Annotated in this window: 17 protein-coding genes; 13 read left to right on the plus strand and 4 right to left on the minus strand. The window is 71.9% G+C overall.

What is annotated here, in order from left to right:
• Window positions 1-7: 7 nt before the first annotated feature.
• Window positions 8-901 (minus strand): 1,4-dihydroxy-2-naphthoyl-CoA synthase, encoded by an 894-nt coding sequence (locus tag ACFXGJ_RS05310; protein WP_378617213.1) that lies wholly within the window; start codon window positions 899-901, stop codon window positions 8-10.
• A gap of 94 nt (window positions 902-995) precedes the next feature.
• Between ACFXGJ_RS05310 and ACFXGJ_RS05315 the strand changes: the two genes are divergently transcribed.
• From ACFXGJ_RS05315 to ACFXGJ_RS05330, 4 genes are all read left to right on the plus strand, one after another.
• Entirely contained in the window at window positions 996-1,661 is a 666-nt protein-coding gene (locus ACFXGJ_RS05315) for a PaaI family thioesterase (RefSeq protein WP_378617215.1), read from the plus strand.
• A gap of 32 nt (window positions 1,662-1,693) precedes the next feature.
• Window positions 1,694-2,449 carry a 2-phosphosulfolactate phosphatase gene (locus ACFXGJ_RS05320; RefSeq protein ID WP_378617290.1) on the plus strand — a complete coding sequence of 252 codons (756 nt, stop codon included), beginning with the start codon at window positions 1,694-1,696 and terminating at the stop codon, window positions 2,447-2,449.
• On the plus strand, window positions 2,446-3,432 hold the full coding sequence (locus tag ACFXGJ_RS05325; protein WP_378617217.1) for an o-succinylbenzoate synthase: 987 nt from the start codon (window positions 2,446-2,448) through the stop codon (window positions 3,430-3,432). The genes ACFXGJ_RS05320 and ACFXGJ_RS05325 overlap by 4 nt, the downstream gene beginning before the upstream one ends.
• A 174-nt stretch (window positions 3,433-3,606) precedes the next feature.
• Window positions 3,607-4,053 carry a DUF6918 family protein gene (locus ACFXGJ_RS05330; RefSeq protein ID WP_378617219.1) on the plus strand — a complete coding sequence of 149 codons (447 nt, stop codon included), beginning with the start codon at window positions 3,607-3,609 and terminating at the stop codon, window positions 4,051-4,053.
• Window positions 4,054-4,122: 69 nt separating this feature from the next.
• Here the strand turns inward: ACFXGJ_RS05330 and ACFXGJ_RS05335 are convergent, their stop codons facing one another.
• Entirely contained in the window at window positions 4,123-4,965 is an 843-nt protein-coding gene (locus ACFXGJ_RS05335; protein ID WP_378617221.1) for a siderophore-interacting protein, read from the minus strand.
• A 78-nt stretch (window positions 4,966-5,043) separates the two neighbouring features.
• Entirely contained in the window at window positions 5,044-5,646 is a 603-nt protein-coding gene (locus tag ACFXGJ_RS05340) for a flavin reductase family protein (protein ID WP_378617292.1), read from the minus strand.
• Window positions 5,647-5,725: 79 nt separating this feature from the next.
• On the opposite strand from ACFXGJ_RS05340, the gene menD reads away from it, so the two are divergent.
• The 9 genes from menD (at window position 5,726) to ACFXGJ_RS05385 (ending at window position 16,589) form a co-directional block, all read left to right on the plus strand.
• Window positions 5,726-7,348, plus strand: a complete 1,623-nt coding sequence (menD, locus tag ACFXGJ_RS05345) for a 2-succinyl-5-enolpyruvyl-6-hydroxy-3-cyclohexene-1-carboxylic-acid synthase (RefSeq protein ID WP_378617223.1) — start codon at window positions 5,726-5,728, stop codon at window positions 7,346-7,348.
• Window positions 7,345-7,761 carry a DUF3592 domain-containing protein gene (locus ACFXGJ_RS05350; protein ID WP_378617225.1) on the plus strand — a complete coding sequence of 139 codons (417 nt, stop codon included), beginning with the start codon at window positions 7,345-7,347 and terminating at the stop codon, window positions 7,759-7,761. Before menD ends, ACFXGJ_RS05350 begins: the two co-directional genes overlap by 4 nt.
• 80 nt (window positions 7,762-7,841) lie before the next feature.
• On the plus strand, window positions 7,842-8,987 hold the full coding sequence (locus ACFXGJ_RS05355) for a glycosyltransferase family 4 protein (RefSeq protein ID WP_378617227.1): 1,146 nt from the start codon (window positions 7,842-7,844) through the stop codon (window positions 8,985-8,987).
• Window positions 8,988-9,058: 71 nt separating this feature from the next.
• Window positions 9,059-9,757, plus strand: a complete 699-nt coding sequence (locus tag ACFXGJ_RS05360) for a demethylmenaquinone methyltransferase (protein WP_378617229.1) — start codon at window positions 9,059-9,061, stop codon at window positions 9,755-9,757.
• A gap of 113 nt (window positions 9,758-9,870) precedes the next feature.
• Window positions 9,871-12,192: an ATP-binding protein gene (locus ACFXGJ_RS05365; protein ID WP_378617231.1), complete on the plus strand. Its 2,322-nt coding sequence runs from the start codon at window positions 9,871-9,873 to the stop codon at window positions 12,190-12,192.
• Between the two features lie 118 nt (window positions 12,193-12,310).
• Window positions 12,311-12,772: a Zn-ribbon domain-containing OB-fold protein gene (locus ACFXGJ_RS05370; RefSeq protein ID WP_378617233.1), complete on the plus strand. Its 462-nt coding sequence runs from the start codon at window positions 12,311-12,313 to the stop codon at window positions 12,770-12,772.
• Between the two features lie 68 nt (window positions 12,773-12,840).
• On the plus strand, window positions 12,841-15,195 hold the full coding sequence (locus tag ACFXGJ_RS05375; protein WP_378617235.1) for an ATP-binding protein: 2,355 nt from the start codon (window positions 12,841-12,843) through the stop codon (window positions 15,193-15,195).
• A 138-nt stretch (window positions 15,196-15,333) separates the two neighbouring features.
• Window positions 15,334-16,203: an alpha/beta fold hydrolase gene (locus ACFXGJ_RS05380; RefSeq protein WP_378617237.1), complete on the plus strand. Its 870-nt coding sequence runs from the start codon at window positions 15,334-15,336 to the stop codon at window positions 16,201-16,203.
• On the plus strand, window positions 16,200-16,589 hold the full coding sequence (locus tag ACFXGJ_RS05385; RefSeq protein WP_378617239.1) for a Zn-ribbon domain-containing OB-fold protein: 390 nt from the start codon (window positions 16,200-16,202) through the stop codon (window positions 16,587-16,589). The genes ACFXGJ_RS05380 and ACFXGJ_RS05385 overlap by 4 nt, the downstream gene beginning before the upstream one ends.
• Before the next feature lie 22 nt (window positions 16,590-16,611).
• On the opposite strand, the gene ACFXGJ_RS05390 is transcribed toward ACFXGJ_RS05385, so the two are convergent.
• A complete protein-coding gene (locus tag ACFXGJ_RS05390; RefSeq protein WP_378617294.1) occupies window positions 16,612-17,838 on the minus strand; it encodes a geranylgeranyl reductase family protein in 1,227 nt (408 codons plus the stop codon).
• Window positions 17,839-18,027 lie beyond the last annotated feature (189 nt).

An 18,027-nucleotide genomic window follows, 5' to 3' on the forward strand; every position in this document is an offset into this window, starting at 1 on the left:
CAGCGCATCAGAAGTACCAGGGGTACGGCGACCAGTCCGGATCGCGCTTCTCCAGGAACGAGTCGCGGCCCTCCACGGCCTCGTCGGTCATGTACGCCATCCGGGTGGCCTCGCCGGCGAAGAGCTGCTGGCCGACCAGTCCGTCGTCGGTCAGGTTGAAGGCGTACTTGAGCATGCGCTGCGCCTGCGGGGACTTGCCGTTGATCTTGTCCGCCCACTCGAGCGCGACGTCCTCGAGCTCCGCGTGGTCGACGACCTTGTTCACCGCGCCCATCCGGTGCATCTCCTCGGCGGTGTACGTCTCGCCGAGGAAGAAGATCTCGCGGGCGAACTTCTGCCCGACCATCTTCGCGAGGTAGGCGCTGCCGTAGCCGCCGTCGAAGCTGCCCACGTCGGCGTCGGTCTGCTTGAAGCGGGCGTGCTCGCGGCTGGCCAGGGTCAGATCGCACACCACGTGCAGTGAGTGTCCGCCGCCCGCGGCCCAGCCGTTGACCAGGCAGATGACCACCTTCGGCATGAACCGGATCAGTCGCTGGACCTCGAGGATATGCAGCCGTCCCGCGCGAGCCTTGTCCACGGTGTCCGCGGTCTCGCCCGCGGCGTACTGGTAGCCGCTGCGTCCACGGATCCGCTGGTCACCGCCGGAGCAGAACGCCCAGCCGCCGTCCTTGCTGCTCGGACCGTTGCCGGTCAGCAGGACCGCGCCGACGTCGGAGGTCATGCGGGCGTGGTCGAGCGCCTGGTACAGCTCGTCGACGGTGTGCGGGCGGAAGGCGTTGCGCACCTCCGGACGGTCGAACGCGACGCGGACCGTGCCCTGCGTGACGTGCCGGTGATAGGTGATGTCCGTGAGGTTCTCGAACCCGGGGACGGGGCGCCACAGCTGCGGATTGAAGGTCACGACCGCCAAGGATATGCCCCACGACGCGGCGGTGGCGCGCGCCCGGACAACCCCGCACCGAGCCCCGCGGTGCCTCCGGGCTTACCGTGCAGTCATGAGTGATCAGGTGGAGGGGACGCCGAGCCCGCGCGGCCGGGGTGACGTGGACAGCTACGACCAGCACGGCGGGTTCCCGGTCTACAAGTCCGTGGAGGACGACGGCGGCCCCGACTTCGGCAGGCTGATCGCGGCGCTGCGCACCGTGCAGGACCTGGCCGTCTCGACCGCCCCGCCCGCCGACGCCGTCCGGCTCGCCGCCGAGCAGGCGGAGGCGCTCGCTGCCACCCTCGAGCCGTTCCGGGTACGCGAGGGGTTGCAGGCGGGAGGGCGCGCGATGGGCCTGCCGGGACGCGGCAGCCTGCTGATGATGCCATGGACGATCGAGAAGTTCGACGAGACCGGCGTGCGCAGCACCGGGGTGTTCCGGCGGTTCCACATGGGCGGGAACGGCGCCGCGCACGGCGGCACGCTCCCGCTGCTGTTCGACGACCTGTTCGGCATGATCACGCACGCCTACGGCCGTCCGATCAGCCGCACCGCGTACCTGCACGTGAACTACCGCAAGATCACCCCGATCGACACCCCGCTGACCGTCGAGGGACAGGTCGACCGGGTCGAGGGCCGCAAGACGTTCGTCAGCGCCAGGCTCGTCGACGCCGAGGGCGCCCTCCTCGCGGACTGCGACGCGCTGATGCTCGTACTGATGCCGGGACAGCCCTGACAATGAGCGGGCTGCGCGGGGAGGACGGGCGCATGCTGCGCGCCCACCGGCAGGGGAGCTACCCGGTCCGGTTCGACTGGGGCGCCACCGGCGCTGCCGCGCTCACCCAGGACTGCGACGTCGCGGTCGTGGTGGACGTGCTGTCGTTCACCACCACGCTCACCGTCGCGCTCGACGCGGGCACCGTCGTCTACCCGTACCGCTGGGACCCGAGCTCGGCCGTCGGGTACGCCGCCGACCGCGAGGCGGCGGTCGCGGTCGGGCGGTCCCGCGCCGCGGCGGGGGAGATCAGCCTCTCGCCGGCCTCGATGCGCGCCGCGCGGGCACCCGCACGGCTGGTGCTGCCGTCCCCGAACGGGTCGGCCCTCTGCTTCGGGCTCGCCGAGTCCGGTGTCGAGGTGGTCGGCGCCTCGCTGCGCAACGCGAGTGCGGCGGCCAGGTGGGTGCGAGAGCGTGGGGCCGAGCGGGTCGCGGTGATCGCGGCGGGGGAGCGATGGCCCGATCGCACCCTGCGTCCGGCCGCCGAGGACCTGTGGGGTGCGGGCGCGGTGCTGTCCTCCCTCGGCGTGGTGCCCGGCCGCTTCTCGCCCGAATCGCGGTCGGCGGCCGAGGCCTTCGCCGCGGCGTCGGCCGACCTGGGCGCCCGCCTGCGCGAGTGCGCGAGCGGGCGGGAACTGATCGACAAGGGCTTCGCGGCGGACGTGGAGATCGCCGCCGAGTTCGACGCGAGCGCGGTGGTGCCCGTGCTGCGCGGCGAGGCCTTCGTGGACGCGGCGGCGACGCCGTGACCGCCGCGGTGCCCGCGCTCGACGACCTGCTCGCCGCCGCCACGGTGGTGAGCCTGCCGATGCGGGTACGTTTCCGCGGCATCACCGTCCGCGAGGTGTTGCTGCTGGACGGCCCTGCCGGCTGGGGCGAGTTCGGGCCCTTCCCCGAGTACGACGACGCCGAGGCCGCGTCCTGGCTGCGGTCGGCGATCGAATGCGCCTGGCAGGGTCCGCCCACCGCCCGCCGCGCGGAGGTCCCGGTCAACGCGACCGTGCCCGCGATCGAGGCGGCCCGGGTACCGGAGATCCTGGCCCGCTTCCCCGGCGCGCGCACCGCGAAGGTCAAGGTCGCCGAGCGGGGCCAGAGCCTCGCCGACGACCTGGCCCGCGTCGCGGCGGTCCGCGCGCACGTCGAGCACGTCCGGGTCGACGCCAACGGAGGCTGGTCCGTCGACGAGGCCGCCGCCGCGCTGACGGCGCTGACCGTCGGCGGTGACCTGCAGTACGCCGAACAGCCCTGCGCCAGCGTGCCGGAACTCGTCGAACTGCGCCGCAGGCTCACCGGCCGCGGCATCCGGATCGCCGCCGACGAGAGCATCCGGCGGGCCGACGACCCGATGCGGGTGGTCCGGGCCGGCGCGGCGGACGTCGCGGTGGTGAAGGTCGCGCCGCTCGGCGGCATCCGCGCGCTCCTGCGACTGTCGGAGGAACTCGCGGAGCACGGCGTGCCGGTCGTCGTGTCGAGCGCGCTGGACTCGGTGGTCGGGATCGGCGCCGGGCTGGCCGCCGCCGCGGCCCTGCCGGAGCTCGAGTTCGCGTGCGGGCTCGGGACCGGCAGCCTCTTCGAGGAGGACGTCGCCGCGCCGCGCCCGATGCGCGACGGGGCGCTCTCCGCGACCCTCGTGGACCCCGATCCGGAGCGGCTCGCGCGGTTGCGCGCGACCGGTGAGCGGACCGACTGGTGGCTGGCCCGGCTGGCGCGCTGTCATAGTCTCCTCGGCTGACTTCGGGCCGCCCGAAGGCGGCGGCCGTGAGTGCGCTGGATTGTTGCCGGCGATCGGCCGCAGCGCAGATTGCCGAGTGGCCGGTGTGAACTGAGTGACTGGTGTGTACTGAGGGGTCGCCTCGTCGTATAAGGTCTGGCCTCGACATCCCAGTCAACATCGGAGGCATTGAAAGTGGTTGCAGCACTGAACGAAACCCTGCTCGACCCGTCGCGGCTGCCCGCCGTCGTCGCGGACGTGCAGGAGCTGATCGACGCCGAGGTCTCGGACAAGTCGGGCGCCTCGGGTCTGGCCCTCAAGGGCGGCTACGGCGCCGTGAAGAAGGTCGGACCGTCGATCGTTCCGGACGCGGTCGAGGGACTGCTCCCGGGCTTCGTGGCTCGTCTGGAGCCGTTCTGGCAGGACTTCGGCGCGACCGGTGCCACCGGCTTCGGTGAGTTCCTCACCGGCCGTGGCGACGAGGTCGCCGACGCCCTGCTCGGCGTCACCGACGAGAAGATCGAGGGCACCAGCAAGTCCGCGATCAAGAAGGTCTACTCGGGCCTGCGCCCCTCGGCCAAGAAGAACGTCGTCGAGGCCCTGCCCCGGCTCGGCGCGCTCGTCGAGAAGCACGCCGGATAGGCAGCTTCGCTGCAGTGGAGTGCTCACGGATAGCGGGACCTCCGTAAGCACTCCACTGCGCGCAGCGCACTAGGGCGCGGACTTGCCGAATCGCCAGAACCCGGTGAAGGCGATGTCGGCCTTCGCGACCCCGCGGTCGCTCACGAGATGGCGCCGCACCCCGGTCGCCAGATCGGATTCCCCGGCGACGAACGCGTACGACGGCGCGTCCGGCCACTGTGCCGCCCGGACCGTCTCGAGCGCGAGCACGCCCGGTCGTGCGGGCGAATCGCCGCGGACCAGCCAGTGCACGCGCACCCCCGCGGGCTCGCCGAGTTCCTGGGCGTCGTCGGCGTGCGGCACCTCGAGGAACACCTCGGCCCGCAGGGTCGGCGCCGCCGAGCCGAGGATGCCCGCGATCGCGGGCAGGGCGCTCTCGTCGCCGACCAGTAGCTGCCAGCCGGCCGTCGGCGCCGGGTGGTAGATCAGCCCCTCGTCGAGCAACGCCATCTCGTCGCCGGGGGCCACCCCGGTGGCCCAGGTCGACGCCGGACCGGCGTCCCCGTGCGCGTCGGCGCCGTGGCAGACGAAGTCGACGTCCAGTTCGGGGGTGTCGCCGTGCAGCGCCCGGTCGGCGGCGCGGTAGGCGCGGACGGTGTAGTTGCGCACCACCGGCCGGCTTCCCTTCGACATCGCCAGGTACTGGGCGTACCAGAGGTTGCTCGTCGCGCTCGGCAGTCGCAGCGCGCTCGCCCCGGCCTGCGGGACGAACATCCGGAACCACTGGTCGAATCCGAGCGGGGTGAACCCGCGCAGCTCCTCGCCGCCGACCGTCACCCGGACGAAGTTGGGGCTGATCTGTTTGCTGGCGAGCACTCGGGTCCGGATGAACTCGCGGTGCTCGGGTTTGACGAACTTGCTGCGCTTGGCCATCGACAGTCCTCGCCTGAGAGATGTTTCGGTGCGCTGCACGGGCGCTGCACGTGAAGCTCAGGCAAGCCTAACCTACGGTTAGCTGGGGAGGGGTCGCCCCGGCCGCTGCAGCACCCGCACCTGGGGAGGCAGGCCCCACTCCGAGCGCCCGAGCCTGCTCACAGGGGCGATGGCCGCGAAGTCCGGCAGTCCGTCCTCGGCCAGCGCGTCGGTGCGCACCGAGATCGCACGCACCGCCCCCATCACCACGAAGCTGTTGCCCACCTCGATCACCCGGTGCAGGCCGCACTCGATCGCGATCGGCGACTCCGCGACCCGCGGCGGGCGCACCGAAGCGCTCGCCTCCGGCGTCAACCCGACCTCGTCGAACTCGCTCACGGCGGCGTCGAACACGGCCGAGCTGGCGTTCACCCGATCGATCAGCGGCGCCGTCGCCAGGTTCACCACGAACTCGCCGGTCTCCTCGATGTTGCGCAGGCTGTCCTTGCGGGTGACCGAAGTGAACTGGACGACCGGCGGGTCCGTGCTCGTGACGGTGAAGAAGCTGTAGGGCGCCAGGTTCGTGGTGCCGTCCGCGCCGCGGGTGGACACCCACGCGATCGGTCGCGGCACCACCGAGGCGGTCAGCAGGGCATACATCCGTCCGGCATCGACGTGGGCGGGTTCGAAGAGGGTGCGCACCGTCGCCATCGTGCCAGCGGGCCCCAGCGTCCCGGTGCCGACGATGTCGCGGCGCGCGCCGTCTGACACCCTGGAACCCGTGAATCCGTCCACCGCCCAGGCCACCGCAGTCGTCGACGAGCTGATCCGCGGCGGGGTCCGGGACGTGGTGCTGTGCCCGGGTTCCCGCAACGCGCCGCTGGCCTTCGCGCTGCAGCGCGCCGACACCGCCGGGCAACTGAGACTGCACATGCGGATCGACGAGCGGACCGCGGGCTTCCTGGCACTGGGCCTGGCGATCGCCGACGGCCGCCCGGTGCCGATCGTGATGACCTCGGGCACCGCGGTCGCGAACCTCGGCCCGGCGGTGCTCGAGGCCAACTACGCCCGGGTGCCGCTGGTGGTGCTCAGCGCCAATCGGCCCTACGAGATGCTCGGCACCGGTGCCAACCAGACCGTCGAGCAACTCGGACTGTTCGGCAGCCAGGTCCGCGCGACCATCAGCCTGGGCCTGGCCGAGGACGGGGTGGACCAGAACAGTCAGTGGCGCTCCGCGGTGTGCCGGGTCCTCGCCGCGGCCCGCGGTACCCGGTCGGGCAACGCCGGGCCCGTGCACTTCGACATCCCGCTGCGGGAGCCGCTGGTCCCGGACGTGCACCTGCAGGGGCCGGTCCCCGAGGGCAGGCCGGGCGGCGCCGCCTGGACCACCACCGAGCACGCCACCCTGGACGTCCCGCTCGAACTCGACCTCACCCCGGACACGGTGGTGATCTCCGGGCACGGCAGCGGTCATCGCCCCGAACTCGCGGGACTGCCCACCGTCGCCGAACCGACCGCACCGTTGCACGGGGTGCCGCTGCACCCGCTGGCGCTCTCGCAGCTCAATCCGCGCCAGGCCGTCATCACCGGGCGGCCGACGTTGCACCGGCCGGTCTCCAAACTGCTCGCCGACCCGAGGGTGTCGGTGTACGCCTTGACCACCGGCCCGCGCTGGCCCGACGTCTCCGGCAACGTGCTCGCCACCGGCACCCGCGCGGTGATCACCGGGGCGCCGGAGCAGGCCTGGCTGGACCGCTGCCGGCACCTGACCGAACACGCGGACAAGGCCGTGCGGCAACAACTCTCGGCGCATCCGCGGGCGACCGGCCTGCACGTGGCTGCGGTCGTGACGGACGCCCTCGCGCCCGGCGACCAGTTGGTGCTCGGCGCGTCCAACCCGGTCCGGGACGCGGCGCTGGTCGGCTACCCGCGCGAGGGCGTGCGGGTGCTGTCCAACCGCGGCGTGGCGGGCATCGACGGCACCGTCTCCACCGCGGTCGGCGCGGCGCTGGTGGCGGCCCGCACCGGCGCGCGGACGGTCGCGCTGATGGGCGACCTGACCTTCCTGCACGACGCGTCCGGACTGCTGATCGGCAGCGGTGAGCCCCGACCGGCCGACCTGACGATCGTGGTGGCCAACGACGACGGCGGCGGCATCTTCGAACTGCTCGAGCAGGGCGACCCGCAGTACGCGGGCGTCTTCGAGCGGATCTTCGGCACCCCGCACGGGATGGACCTGTCCGCGCTGTGTGCGGCGTACCGGGTCGTCCACCGCGCGGTGACGCCCGACCAGCTGGCGGTCACGCTCACGCAGCCGAACCCCGACGGCATCCGGGTGCTCGAGGTCGCCACCGACCGATCCGGACTGCGCGAACTGCACGCGGCCGTGCGGGCCCAGCTGTGACGCCGACCGCCGCGCGCCGGACAACCCGGGGGGTGCTGGTGGTCGGGATCGGCATCTCCGTGCTCGCGGTGCTGCTGGTGCTCGCCGCCTGGCGCAACGACCACACCATCAGCTCGGACAAGGGCGTCGCGACCGCCGAGGTGCTGTCCGCGGGCGCACGGCGCTCCGCGGTCAGCTTCGTCACCCCGGACGGGGTAACCCACACGCCGCGTCTCGGCGTGCTGTACCCGACCAAACTGATCGCCGGGCAGCGCATCGACGTCGAGTACGCCCGGTCCGATCCGGACCTGGTGCGGGTGGCCGGCCGCGACGCCCGCGTGGCCCTGGTCCCGGCCGGCTCGGTGATCGTGGTGACCTGGTTGGTGGCGCTGCCGGTGTTGTGGGTGGTGCGGCGCCGGACGAAGGTCGAGTAGACCCGAGGGTTCGCACGAACTTTCCCGACCCGTCACCTGCGGCCCCCGTGCCGGTGGTCGCCGGGCCGGACACTGGTGTGGTGCGCGTAGCCGTCGTTGCGGAGTCGTTCCTGCCGAACGTGAACGGAGTCACCCATTCGGTGCTCCGGGTCGTCGAGCACCTGGACCGGCGTGGGCACCAGGCGATGATCGTGGCCCCGGACACCGTCGCCGGGCGGCCGCCCGCCGCCGTCGACCACGACGGCGTCCCCGTGCACCGCGTGCCCGCGATGATGATCCCCAGGGTCAGTTCGCTGCCGGTCGGCATCCCGCAGCCCGGGCTGACCGCTGCCCTGCGGGCGTTCGCCCCCGACGTGGTGCACCTCGCGTCGCCGTTCGTGCTGGGTGCGGGCGGCCTGGCGGCCGCGCGCCGGCTGGACGTGCCCGCGGTCGCGGTGTACCAGACCGACGTTGCCGGTTTCGCCGAGAGCTACGGCCTCGGGCTGACCAGCCGGGTCGCGTGGCGGTGGACCCGGCGGCTGCACCGTGGTGCGGCCCGGACCCTCGCCCCGTCCTCCTCCGCGGTGGACGCGCTCGTCGCGCACGGGGTGCCGCGGGTGCACCGCTGGGCGCGCGGCGTGGACACCACCAGGTTCGCGCCCTCCCGCCGCAGCGCCGAGCTGCGATCGCGATGGGACGACACCGGCGAGCGACTGATCGTCGGCTTCGTCGGCCGACTGGCACCCGAGAAGCACGTCGAGCGGCTGGCGGTGCTCGCCGACGACCCGAGTCTGCAGCTGGTGATCGTCGGGGGCGGCCCCGAGCGTTCGCGGCTACAGGCACTGTTGCCGTCCGCGGTCTTCACCGGTGAGCTCGGCGGCGACGACCTCGCTCGTGCGTACGCGAGCCTCGACGTGTTCGTCCATCCCGGCGAGCACGAGACGTTCTGCCAGGCCGTGCAGGAGGCGCTCTCGAGCGGGGTGCCGGTGATCGGCCCGGACGCGGGCGGCCCGCGCGATCTGATCGCGCACTGCGGCAACGGGTACCTCCTCGCGGTCGAGCGCTTTGCCGACCTGCTGCCCAGTGCCGTGGATGCGTTGCGAGAGCCGTTGCTGCGCAGTCGCTTCGCCGAGTCCGCCCGGCGTTCGGTCCGAGGTCGGAGCTGGGCCGCCGTGTGCGAGGAGCTGCTCGGCCACTACGCCGAGGTGACCGGGTCCGCGGCGGCGAGGTTTCCGCGGACCGCGTGAGTGACGGACGGCACCGTCGACGCCGTGAACTGGCCGCAGGCGGCCGTCGTCGCGCCTGTACCGTCAATGGCGTGGCAACAACACACGGGTCGCGGGCGTCGCTCGACAAGAAACCGCACGAGGTCGCGTCGATGTTCGACGGCGTCGCCAAGCGCTACGACCTCACCAACACCGTTCTCTCGTTCGGTCAGGACCGGAGCTGGCGCAAGGCGACCCGCGCGGCACTCGACCTGAAGCCCGGCGAGCGGGTTCTCGACCTCGCGGCGGGCACCGGCGTCTCGACGGTGGAACTCGGACGGTCCGGCGCCTGGGTGGTCGCCACCGACTTCTCCAAGGGAATGCTGCACGCGGGAGCCGCCCGCCGGGTGCCGATGGTCGCCGGCGACGCGATGGCACTGCCGTACGCCGACGCGGTGTTCGACGCCGCGACGATCTCGTTCGGGCTCCGCAACGTCTCGGACTTCGAGGCCGGACTGCGCGAGATCGCCCGCGTCACCAAGCCGGGCGGGCGCCTGGTGGTCAGCGAATTCTCCACTCCGACCTTCGGGCCGTTCCGGCAGGTCTACATGGAGTACCTGATGAAGGCGCTGCCGTGGGTCGCGCGTGCGGTGAGCAGCAACCCCGACGCCTACGTGTACCTTGCGGAGTCCATCCGGGCCTGGCCGACGCAGGAGCAGCTGGCCGCCACGATCGAGGCCGCCGGCTGGCGGCACGTACAGTGGCGCAACCTGACCGGCGGGATCGTGGCGTTACATAGAGCACACCGCTAGAAAACCCCGGGAGTGTCGGCTCCGATCTCGATAGGTTGGCGTTTCGGCCGCACCATCGAAGGCCGGTTACCGAACTGTCCGCTGAGGGTTCCACGCGGGAGGAGTGACGTCTGATGAAGCAGTCCGCCGTCCGTGGTGCACCGGGCAATCTGCCCCAGGAGCTGACCAGTTTCGTGGGCAGGCGCCGCGAGGTCACCGAGGCGAAGCGGCTGCTGTCGGTGTCGCGGCTGGTGACCCTCACCGGTATCGGCGGGGTGGGCAAGACCCGGCTGTCGCTGCGGGTTGCCGAGGATTCGCGCCGGGCGTTCGAGGACGGCGTGTGGCTGGTCGAACTCGGCGAGCTCCAGGACGCCGCCCTCGTCGTCGACACCGTCGTGGCGGCGCTGGGCCTGCGCGAGCTGCCGGGGCAGGGTGCGCTGTCCCTGCTGACCGACTACCTGGCCACCCGGCGACTGCTGCTGGTCCTCGACAACTGCGAGCACCTGATCGATGCCGTCGCGAGCCTCGCGGAGAACCTCCTGCGCGCCTGCCCGGAGCTGCGGATCCTGGCGACCAGCCGTGAACCCCTCGCCATCGGTGGCGAGGCCGTCATGCGGGTGCCCTCGCTGACCGTCCCGGACCCCGACAAGCCGCCGACACTGCAGGGCCTGCCCCGCTACGAGGCGGTGACGCTGTTCGTCGAGCGGGCCGGCGCGGCGGTGCCCGGATTCGCCCTGACCGACGACAACCGGGCCGCGATCGCCCAGATCTGCCGCCAGCTCGACGGCCTGCCGCTGCCCATCGAGCTGGCGGCGGTGCGGTTGCGGGCGATGTCCGCGGAGCAGATTCTCGAGCGGCTCACCGACCGGTACCGGCTGCTGACCATGGGCAGCCGCGGAGCGCCCACCCGCCAGCAGTCGCTGCGGATGAGTGTCGACTGGAGTCACGAGTTGTGCACGCCGGACGAACAGGTGCTGTGGCGGCGGCTGGCGGCGTTCGCCGGCAGCTTCGAACTCGATGCGGTCGAGGGTGTGTGCACCGGGGATCCGGTACCGGTCGACCTGCTGGACGTGCTCGCGTCGCTGGTCGACAAGTCGATCCTGATCCGCGAGGAGGCCGGGGCGGTCGTCCGCTACCGGATGCTCGAGACGCTGCGCGAATACGGCCGCGAGAAGCTGGAGTCCTCGGGCGAGTACGAGGCGGTGCACCGCAGGCACCGGGACTGGTACGAGGCGCTGGTACTGCGCGCGGAGGCCGAATGGATCAGCCCGAAACAGGTGCAGTGGCTCACCCGGCTCGAACGTGAGCAGCCCAACCTGCGCGAGGCCATGCACTGCTGCATCGCGGTGCCCGGCGAAAGCCTGCCGGGCCTGCGCATCGCGACGGCCCTGTACCCGTACTGGCTGTGCCGGGGACTGCTGGTCGAGGGCAGGCTCTGGCTGGACCGCACGGTGGCCGCGGCACCGGAGTACCCGACCCCGGAGCTGGTGAAAGGCCTCTACGTCACGTGCGTGCTGGCGGGCACTCAGGGCGACATCGACGCGGCCGGCGCCCTGGTGGCACGGGCGCGAGCGGTGGCGGACCGGCTCGGCGATCCACGGTCGGACCTGTTGGTGACGCTGGCCGCGGGTTCGCAGGCCTTGTTCGGCGGCCGGCTGCCGGAGGCTGTCGAGTTGTTCGAGCCGGCGATCGAGGGGTTCGAGGCGGAGGGGGACCTGCTCCGGCAGACCACCTCGCTGCTCGGCCTCGCCGTCGCGTGCGGACTGCTCGGCGACGAGGAACGGGCGGTGGGATATCACGAGCGGGTGCTGGCCATCACCGAGCCGCACGGCGAGTCGGCGTTCCGCGGGTACTCGGCGCTGGCCCTCGGCCTGACGGTGTGGGCGGAGGATCCGGTGCGATCGGAGGCGTTGCTCGCGCAGGGACTGCGACTGTCACGGGTGGTCGACGACCCGCTCGGATCCAGCTCGTGCCTCGAGATCCTCGCCTGGATCGCGGGCCGCGACGGCCAGCATCGGCGCGCGGCGGTGCTGATGGGTGCCGCCGGCTCGCTGTCCCACACGGTCGGCAGCCCGCCGGTGCTCGTGCCCAACCTCCTCGTCTTCCACGAGGAGTGCGAGCGCAGCGCCCGCGCGGGGCTCGGTGACGGGCTGTTCGAGGTGGCGCTCAGGCAGGGCCGGAACATGAGCTTCGAGGACGCGGTCGGCTACGCCCTCGACGAGCGGCAGACACCCGCCGTGCCGCAGCAGGCCGCCGACGTCGGGCTCACACGGCGCGAACAGCAGGTCGCCGAGCTGGTCGCCCAGGGCCTGACCAACAAGGCGATCGCGGCGAAGCTCGTCATCTCGCAGCGCACGGCCCAGGGGCACGTCGAGCACGTGCTCGCCAAGCTCGGGTTCACCTCACGCACCCAGATCGCCGCGTGGGTCGTGGAGCAGGCACGGGACCAGGACTGAGCAGGACCGACGGCAAAAGCAGGTATGCCTCCGGGTCATCCTGCCCTCGTCGGTCCTGCGCTTCGCGAGGAGTGTGGTGGGGGTCGCATTCATCCACCGGGCGAGTTGAGGTCTGAAGATGTTCCACACCACGTCACGCAGTGAACGACCGGCCGGTTCGACGTCGGCCGTGCTGGACCGTCGGCCCGGGCCGATGCCGGAGGTGCCGTGGCCGAACGTCACGAGGGATGCGCTGATGATCCGGCGTTGCGACCGCTGCGAGGCCTTTCTCGCCCCGGGTACCGCGCCGTGCGACGCCTGCGGAAGTTCGGCACTGTCCGTCGTGGCGTCCACCGGGCTCGGGGCGGTCCAGCGGTGGACGGTGGTCGATTGCGCTCGCTCGGGCGCCGGGGACGAGCCGATGCCGTGCCTGCTCGCCGTGGTGGCACTGGACGACGGTCCGTGGATCTGTACCTGGATCGACGGCGAGACCGCGGTGTGCACCGAACGGGAGGTTCGGGTGCGCTTCGACCACTCGGTGTCGGGCGAGCGGTATCCGGTGTTCTGCCGGTGTGGCGGTGCTTCGCCCTCGGCGAGCTGACCTCAGCCGGGTATCGCGCGCGAAGGTAGCGTGGGCGCAGGGGAACCACCCACGGAAAGCGACAGTCGATGCCACCTGCTACCCGAGGACGCGCGCTCGGGAATCTGCCTCTGGAACTGACCACCTTCGTCGGTCGTCGCCGGGAGGTGACGGAGGCGAAACGGCTGCTCGCGGCCTCGCGGCTGGTGACCTTGACGGGGATCGGCGGTGTCGGCAAGACCCGATTGGCGTTGCGGGTGGCCGAGGAGACGGCACGGAGCTTCCCGGACGGGGTCTGGCTGATCGAACTCGGCGAACTGCACGATCCAGCTCTGGTGCCGGTGACCGTGGCCGCCGCGGTGGGAATGCGGGACAACTCGAGCAGGCCGTCGACCGAGATGTTGGTGGAGCGGCTCCGGGACCGGAACCTGTTGCTCGTGTTCGACAACTGCGAGCACCTCGTGGGAGCCGTCGCCGAACTCGCCGACACCGTGCTGCGCGGGTGCCTGGGCATTCGGATCCTGGCCACCAGCCGCGAGGCCCTGGAGATCGGCGGCGAGGCGTTGCTGCGGGTGCCGCCGTTGGCCTTTCCGGCTCCCGACCCGGCGTCGACCTTGCACGGCCTGCCCAGCTACGACGCGGTTGCACTGTTCGCCGAGCGAGCCACGGCCATGGTCCACGGGTTCGAGGTCACCGACGAGAACCGGCACGCTGTCGCCGAGATCTGCCGCCGACTGGACGGGCTGCCCCTGTCCATCGAGCTCGCCGCGGCACGGGTTCGGGTGTTGTCTCCGGACCAGATCCTCGATCGCCTCACCGATCGCTTCCGGCTGCTCACCGGGGGGCATCGCGGATCGCCGAGCCGGCAGCAGAGCCTGCGTCTGTGCGTGGACTGGAGCCACGAACTGTGCACCGCGCCGGAACGCGAACTGTGGGGACGGCTCGCGGTGTTCGCCGGCGGGTTCGAAATCGACGCCGTCGAGGGTGTGTGTGCCGAGGGCGTGCCCGCGGACGAGGTCCTGGATCTCCTCGCGTCGCTGGTGGACAAGTCGATCCTGATCCGCGAGGACGTCGGGGCGGTGGTGCGCTACCGGATGCTCGAGACCCTTCGTGAGTACGGTCGGGACAAGCTGCTCGAGGCCGGTGACTTCGAGGACCTGCGGCGCCGTCACCGGGACTGGTACCAGCAGCTCGTGCTCGCCGTGCGGTCCGAGTGGATCGGACCGCAGCAGGTCGGCCTCACAGCCAGGCTCGACCGGGAGCAGTCGAATCTGCGGGAGGCAATGCAGTTCAGTCTGACCGAGCCCGGCGAGGCCGACCACGGGCTCCGGATCGCCGTCGCGCTGTTCGCGTTCTGGATGTCGCAGGGACTGCTCCGCGAGGGCCGGTACTGGCTCGACCGCGCACTCTCGCTGCAGGACGGCGAACCGAGCGTCACACGGGTCAAGGCGCTGTGCGCAGACAGCCTGCTGGCCAGCAATCAGGGCGACATCGCCGCCGGAACCCTGCTGATCACGGAGGCAGCAGACCTCGCCGAGCAGCTCGGTGACCCGATGACGCGCGCGCTCGTGATGCACGCCGCCGGATACCTGGCCGCTTTCAGCGGCGACCTCACCGGCGCATTGGCCTCGCTGGAAGGGGCGCTCGAGGTCTTCCGGTCCGAGGGGAATCACATCCGGCAGATCTCGACCCTGCTCGGGATCGCGGTGGCGTCCGGGCTGCTCGGCGACACCGCTCGGGCCGTCGAATGCCAGGAAGAGGCTCTCGCGATCAGTGAGTCGACGGGTGAGTCGGTCTACCGGGCGTACGCGGTGTGTGCGCTGGGGCTGTCCCTGTGGGAGAGCGATTCCCGGCGATCGCAGGCACTGCTCGAGCAGGGACTGCGGCTGACCCGGCCGACCGGCGACGTGATGGCCGCCGCCATGTGCCTCGAGGCGTTGGCCTGGATCGCCGGAGCCGAGCGACATGGTCGCCGCGCGGCGATGTTGTTGGGTGCGGCGAGGTCGTTGTGGCGGGGCATCGGCAGTACCACCGGGGTGGTCGCGCCGAAACTGAAGACCTTTCACGGGGAGTGCGAACGGCGAACTCGGCAGGTGCTGGGGGACACGGCGTTCGAGGCTGCGGTCGCGGAGGGGTCGGGGTGGAGCGCGGAGGAGTCGATCGCCTTCGCCCTCGACGAACGCGCCGCCGGCCCGCGTTCCGATCCGGGGGACGGCCTCACGCGACGCGAGCAGGAGGTCGCCGCGCTGGTTGCCCGCGGAATGACGAACAAGGAGATCGCCGCGGAACTCGTCATCTCGTTGCGTACCGCGCAGGGGCATGTGGAACGTCTGCTCGCGAAGCTCGGATTCAGCTCGCGCACCCAGATCGCCGCGTGGGTCGTCGAGCGGGCCGCTCGGGTGGACGCGGATGGGGTACCGCAGTCGGCTCCGGGACTGAACTGACCTGCGACTTTGCGTCACCCCGGGTACCCGTTCGGTCAAAAACAGGTACCTACACCGGTAGTTCGGCCGTGGTGCGAATGCGCGATACCGGGCACTGTGATGCAAGTCTCAGATGTCTGTCGCGAAGTCGAGGTTCCGATGCACGAGTTCGAGTACGGCCAGTCCCGCCCCAATGTCCTGCGCCCGGCGCAGGACATTCGATGGAGGGACGTCCGCGTCGGCTCGTCCGAGGTGTCCTACGGTGTCGGCGGGCACGGCCGGCCGGTGGTGTTCCTGCACGGGTGGGGGCTCGCGCCCGGCGCGTACCAGACGGCGCTGCGCAGCCTGGCTCACCGCGGTGTGCGCGTGTACGCCCCCGCGATGCCCGGATTCGGCGGTACCGCGGAGCTCCCCGAGGGCGAGCGCGACCTGGCCGGGTACGCGCGGTGGGTCGGCAGGTTCATCGACGCGGTCGGCATTCGCGGCGCGGTGACGGTGGTCGGCCACTCCTTCGGCGGCGGTGTCGCCGCGCGGGCCGCGCACGACCTGCCCGACCACGTGGATTCCCTGGTTCTCGTGAACTCGGTCGGTGGGGCGCACTGGTCGCCCGACGGCGAGGTGCGGCCGATCCGGGAGCGGCCGCTGTGGGAGTGGGCCTGGCACCTGCAGGCGACCGCGTTCTCGGCGCGACCGTTCAAGCAGGTGGTCGGCGCGATCGCCGGCGATGCGCTGCCGAACGTGCTGCGTGATCCGATGGCAGTCTGGCGCGCCGGGCACGTCGCCCGCAAGGCCGACCTGCGCGCCGAACTCGCGGAGCTGGCGGATCGCGGCCTGCCGGTGACCCTCCTGTGGGGGACCGCGGACACCGTCATTCCGCATGTCAGCTTCGAGGCCATGCGGGCGGCGCTCGGCGATCCGCGGGTGGTCACGGTGGCGGGAAACCACTGCTGGCTGATCGGTGATCCCGAGGGCTTCGGTGATGCGATGGTGAGAGCCCTGAAGTCGGAGCGAGACGCGGTGTCGGCATGACGGCGATGCTGCGGCCCACGACGGTCGACACCCTGATGATCCGCTGCTGCGAGGACTGCGCGACCATGTTCGCCCCGGACACCTGGGCGTGCACGTCCTGCGGGTGCGACGAGCTCGACTGGGTGCCGTGCTCGGGCACCGGATCGATCGTCTCGTGGACCCGTATGCACCCCGACGCCGTGCCGCCGGTGACCCTGCCCGGCTGCATGCCGCACACCCACGACGAGCCGGCCACGATCGCGATCGTGGAACTGGACGACGGACCGTGGGTCTACGCCTCGATCGAGGGGACGCTGCCCGACCGCACCCGGTCGCATGCCCGGGTGGAGTTCCGCGGGCACCGCGCCGGTGGACGTTTCCCCACCTTCTCGCTCGGAAGGATCTGAGACCACCTCGGGGACGGCGGGTTCAGCTGAACGGCGGTCGGCCGTCCAGCCGCAGCGACGACGCTCCGGAGGCCCGCCAGGCCCGGGCGGTGAGGTCTCGGTCGGCCTCGGTGACGAGGTTGCCCATCACCCGCACCGCGACCGTCATCAGCGCGCGCGAGCGCATCGCGACCGGTCCGGACGCGGGCAGGATCCGCGGCACGGTGAGCAGGCCCGCGAGCCGTCGGGCGATGGAGAACGCGTGCCCGTAGCGTCGACGCAGCTCGCTCGGCCACAGCTCGGTGAGGTCGGACTCGCCCAGCACCTCCGCGACGACCCGACCGGTTTCGAGGCCGTAGTCGATGCCCTCGCCGTTGAGCGGGTTCACGCAGGCTGCGGCGTCGCCGATGATGGCCCAGTTCGGTCCGGCGATGTTCGAGACCGCGCCGCCCATCGGCAGCAGCGCGGACGCCACCGCACGGACCGGCCCGTCCAGCTCCCACTCGGTCCGCCGCTGCTCTGCGTACAGCTCGATGAGCGGTCGCAACGCGCCGGGGGCCGGTCGCTTCGCGGTGGCCAGGGTGCCGACGCCGAGGTTGACCTCGCCGGTGCCCAGCGGGAACACCCAGCCGTATCCCGACTGCAGGGTGCCCTCGCGGTCCCGCAGTTCGAGGTGTGAGGTGATCCACTCGTCGTCGCTGCGGCCGGAGTCGACGTACGCGCGGGCCGCCACGCCGTAGGCGGTGTCGCGGTGCCACTGCCTGCCCAGTCGCTTGCCCAGGGTCGAGCGCACCCCGTCGGCGACGATCAGCCGCTCGCAGGCGACCACACGCGGTCCGTGCGCGGTCTGCAACGTCACGGAGCGGACCCGGGCGCCCGCGCGGTCGACGTCGACGGCCTTGGCGCCCTGCACCATTCGCGCGCCGGCGGCGACCGCGAGCTGCCGGATCCGGTCGTCGAGTTCGGTACGCGGGACCGCGCTCCCGGTCGCGGGCAGCGACCCGCCCGGCCACGGCAGCTCCAGTTCCTGGCCGAAGCCGGAGAGCCGAAGTCCCCGGTTGGTGGCCCGGCCCGCGAGCCAGTCGCCGAGGCCGAGGCGGCCGAGTTCGGCGATCGCGCGGGGGGTGAGCCCGTCGCCGCAGGTCTTGTCCCGGGGGAACGTCGCGGCGTCGGCGAGCAGCACGTCCCGGCCGGCGCGGGCGGCCCAGGCTGCGGCCGCGGAACCCGCCGGACCTGCGCCGATCACCAGCACCTCGGTCGCTGCGGGCATGACGGGGAGGTCGCTGGACGGGATCGTCGACGAGTCTGCGTCGACCTGCGGAGGCACCACAGCAGTATCTTCTCAGGCCGACCCGCGGCGGTCGGGGCAGCCCGGGGGAGCGGCCGACCCGATAGGTTCACTACCGTGGCACCAAACGCGGTTGCCGGGTGGCGGATGTCGGGTGCGGGTACCGGTATC

This window comes from Rhodococcus sp. NPDC059234 (assembly GCF_042754225.1).
Taxonomy (GTDB): domain Bacteria; phylum Actinomycetota; class Actinomycetes; order Mycobacteriales; family Mycobacteriaceae; genus Rhodococcus_G.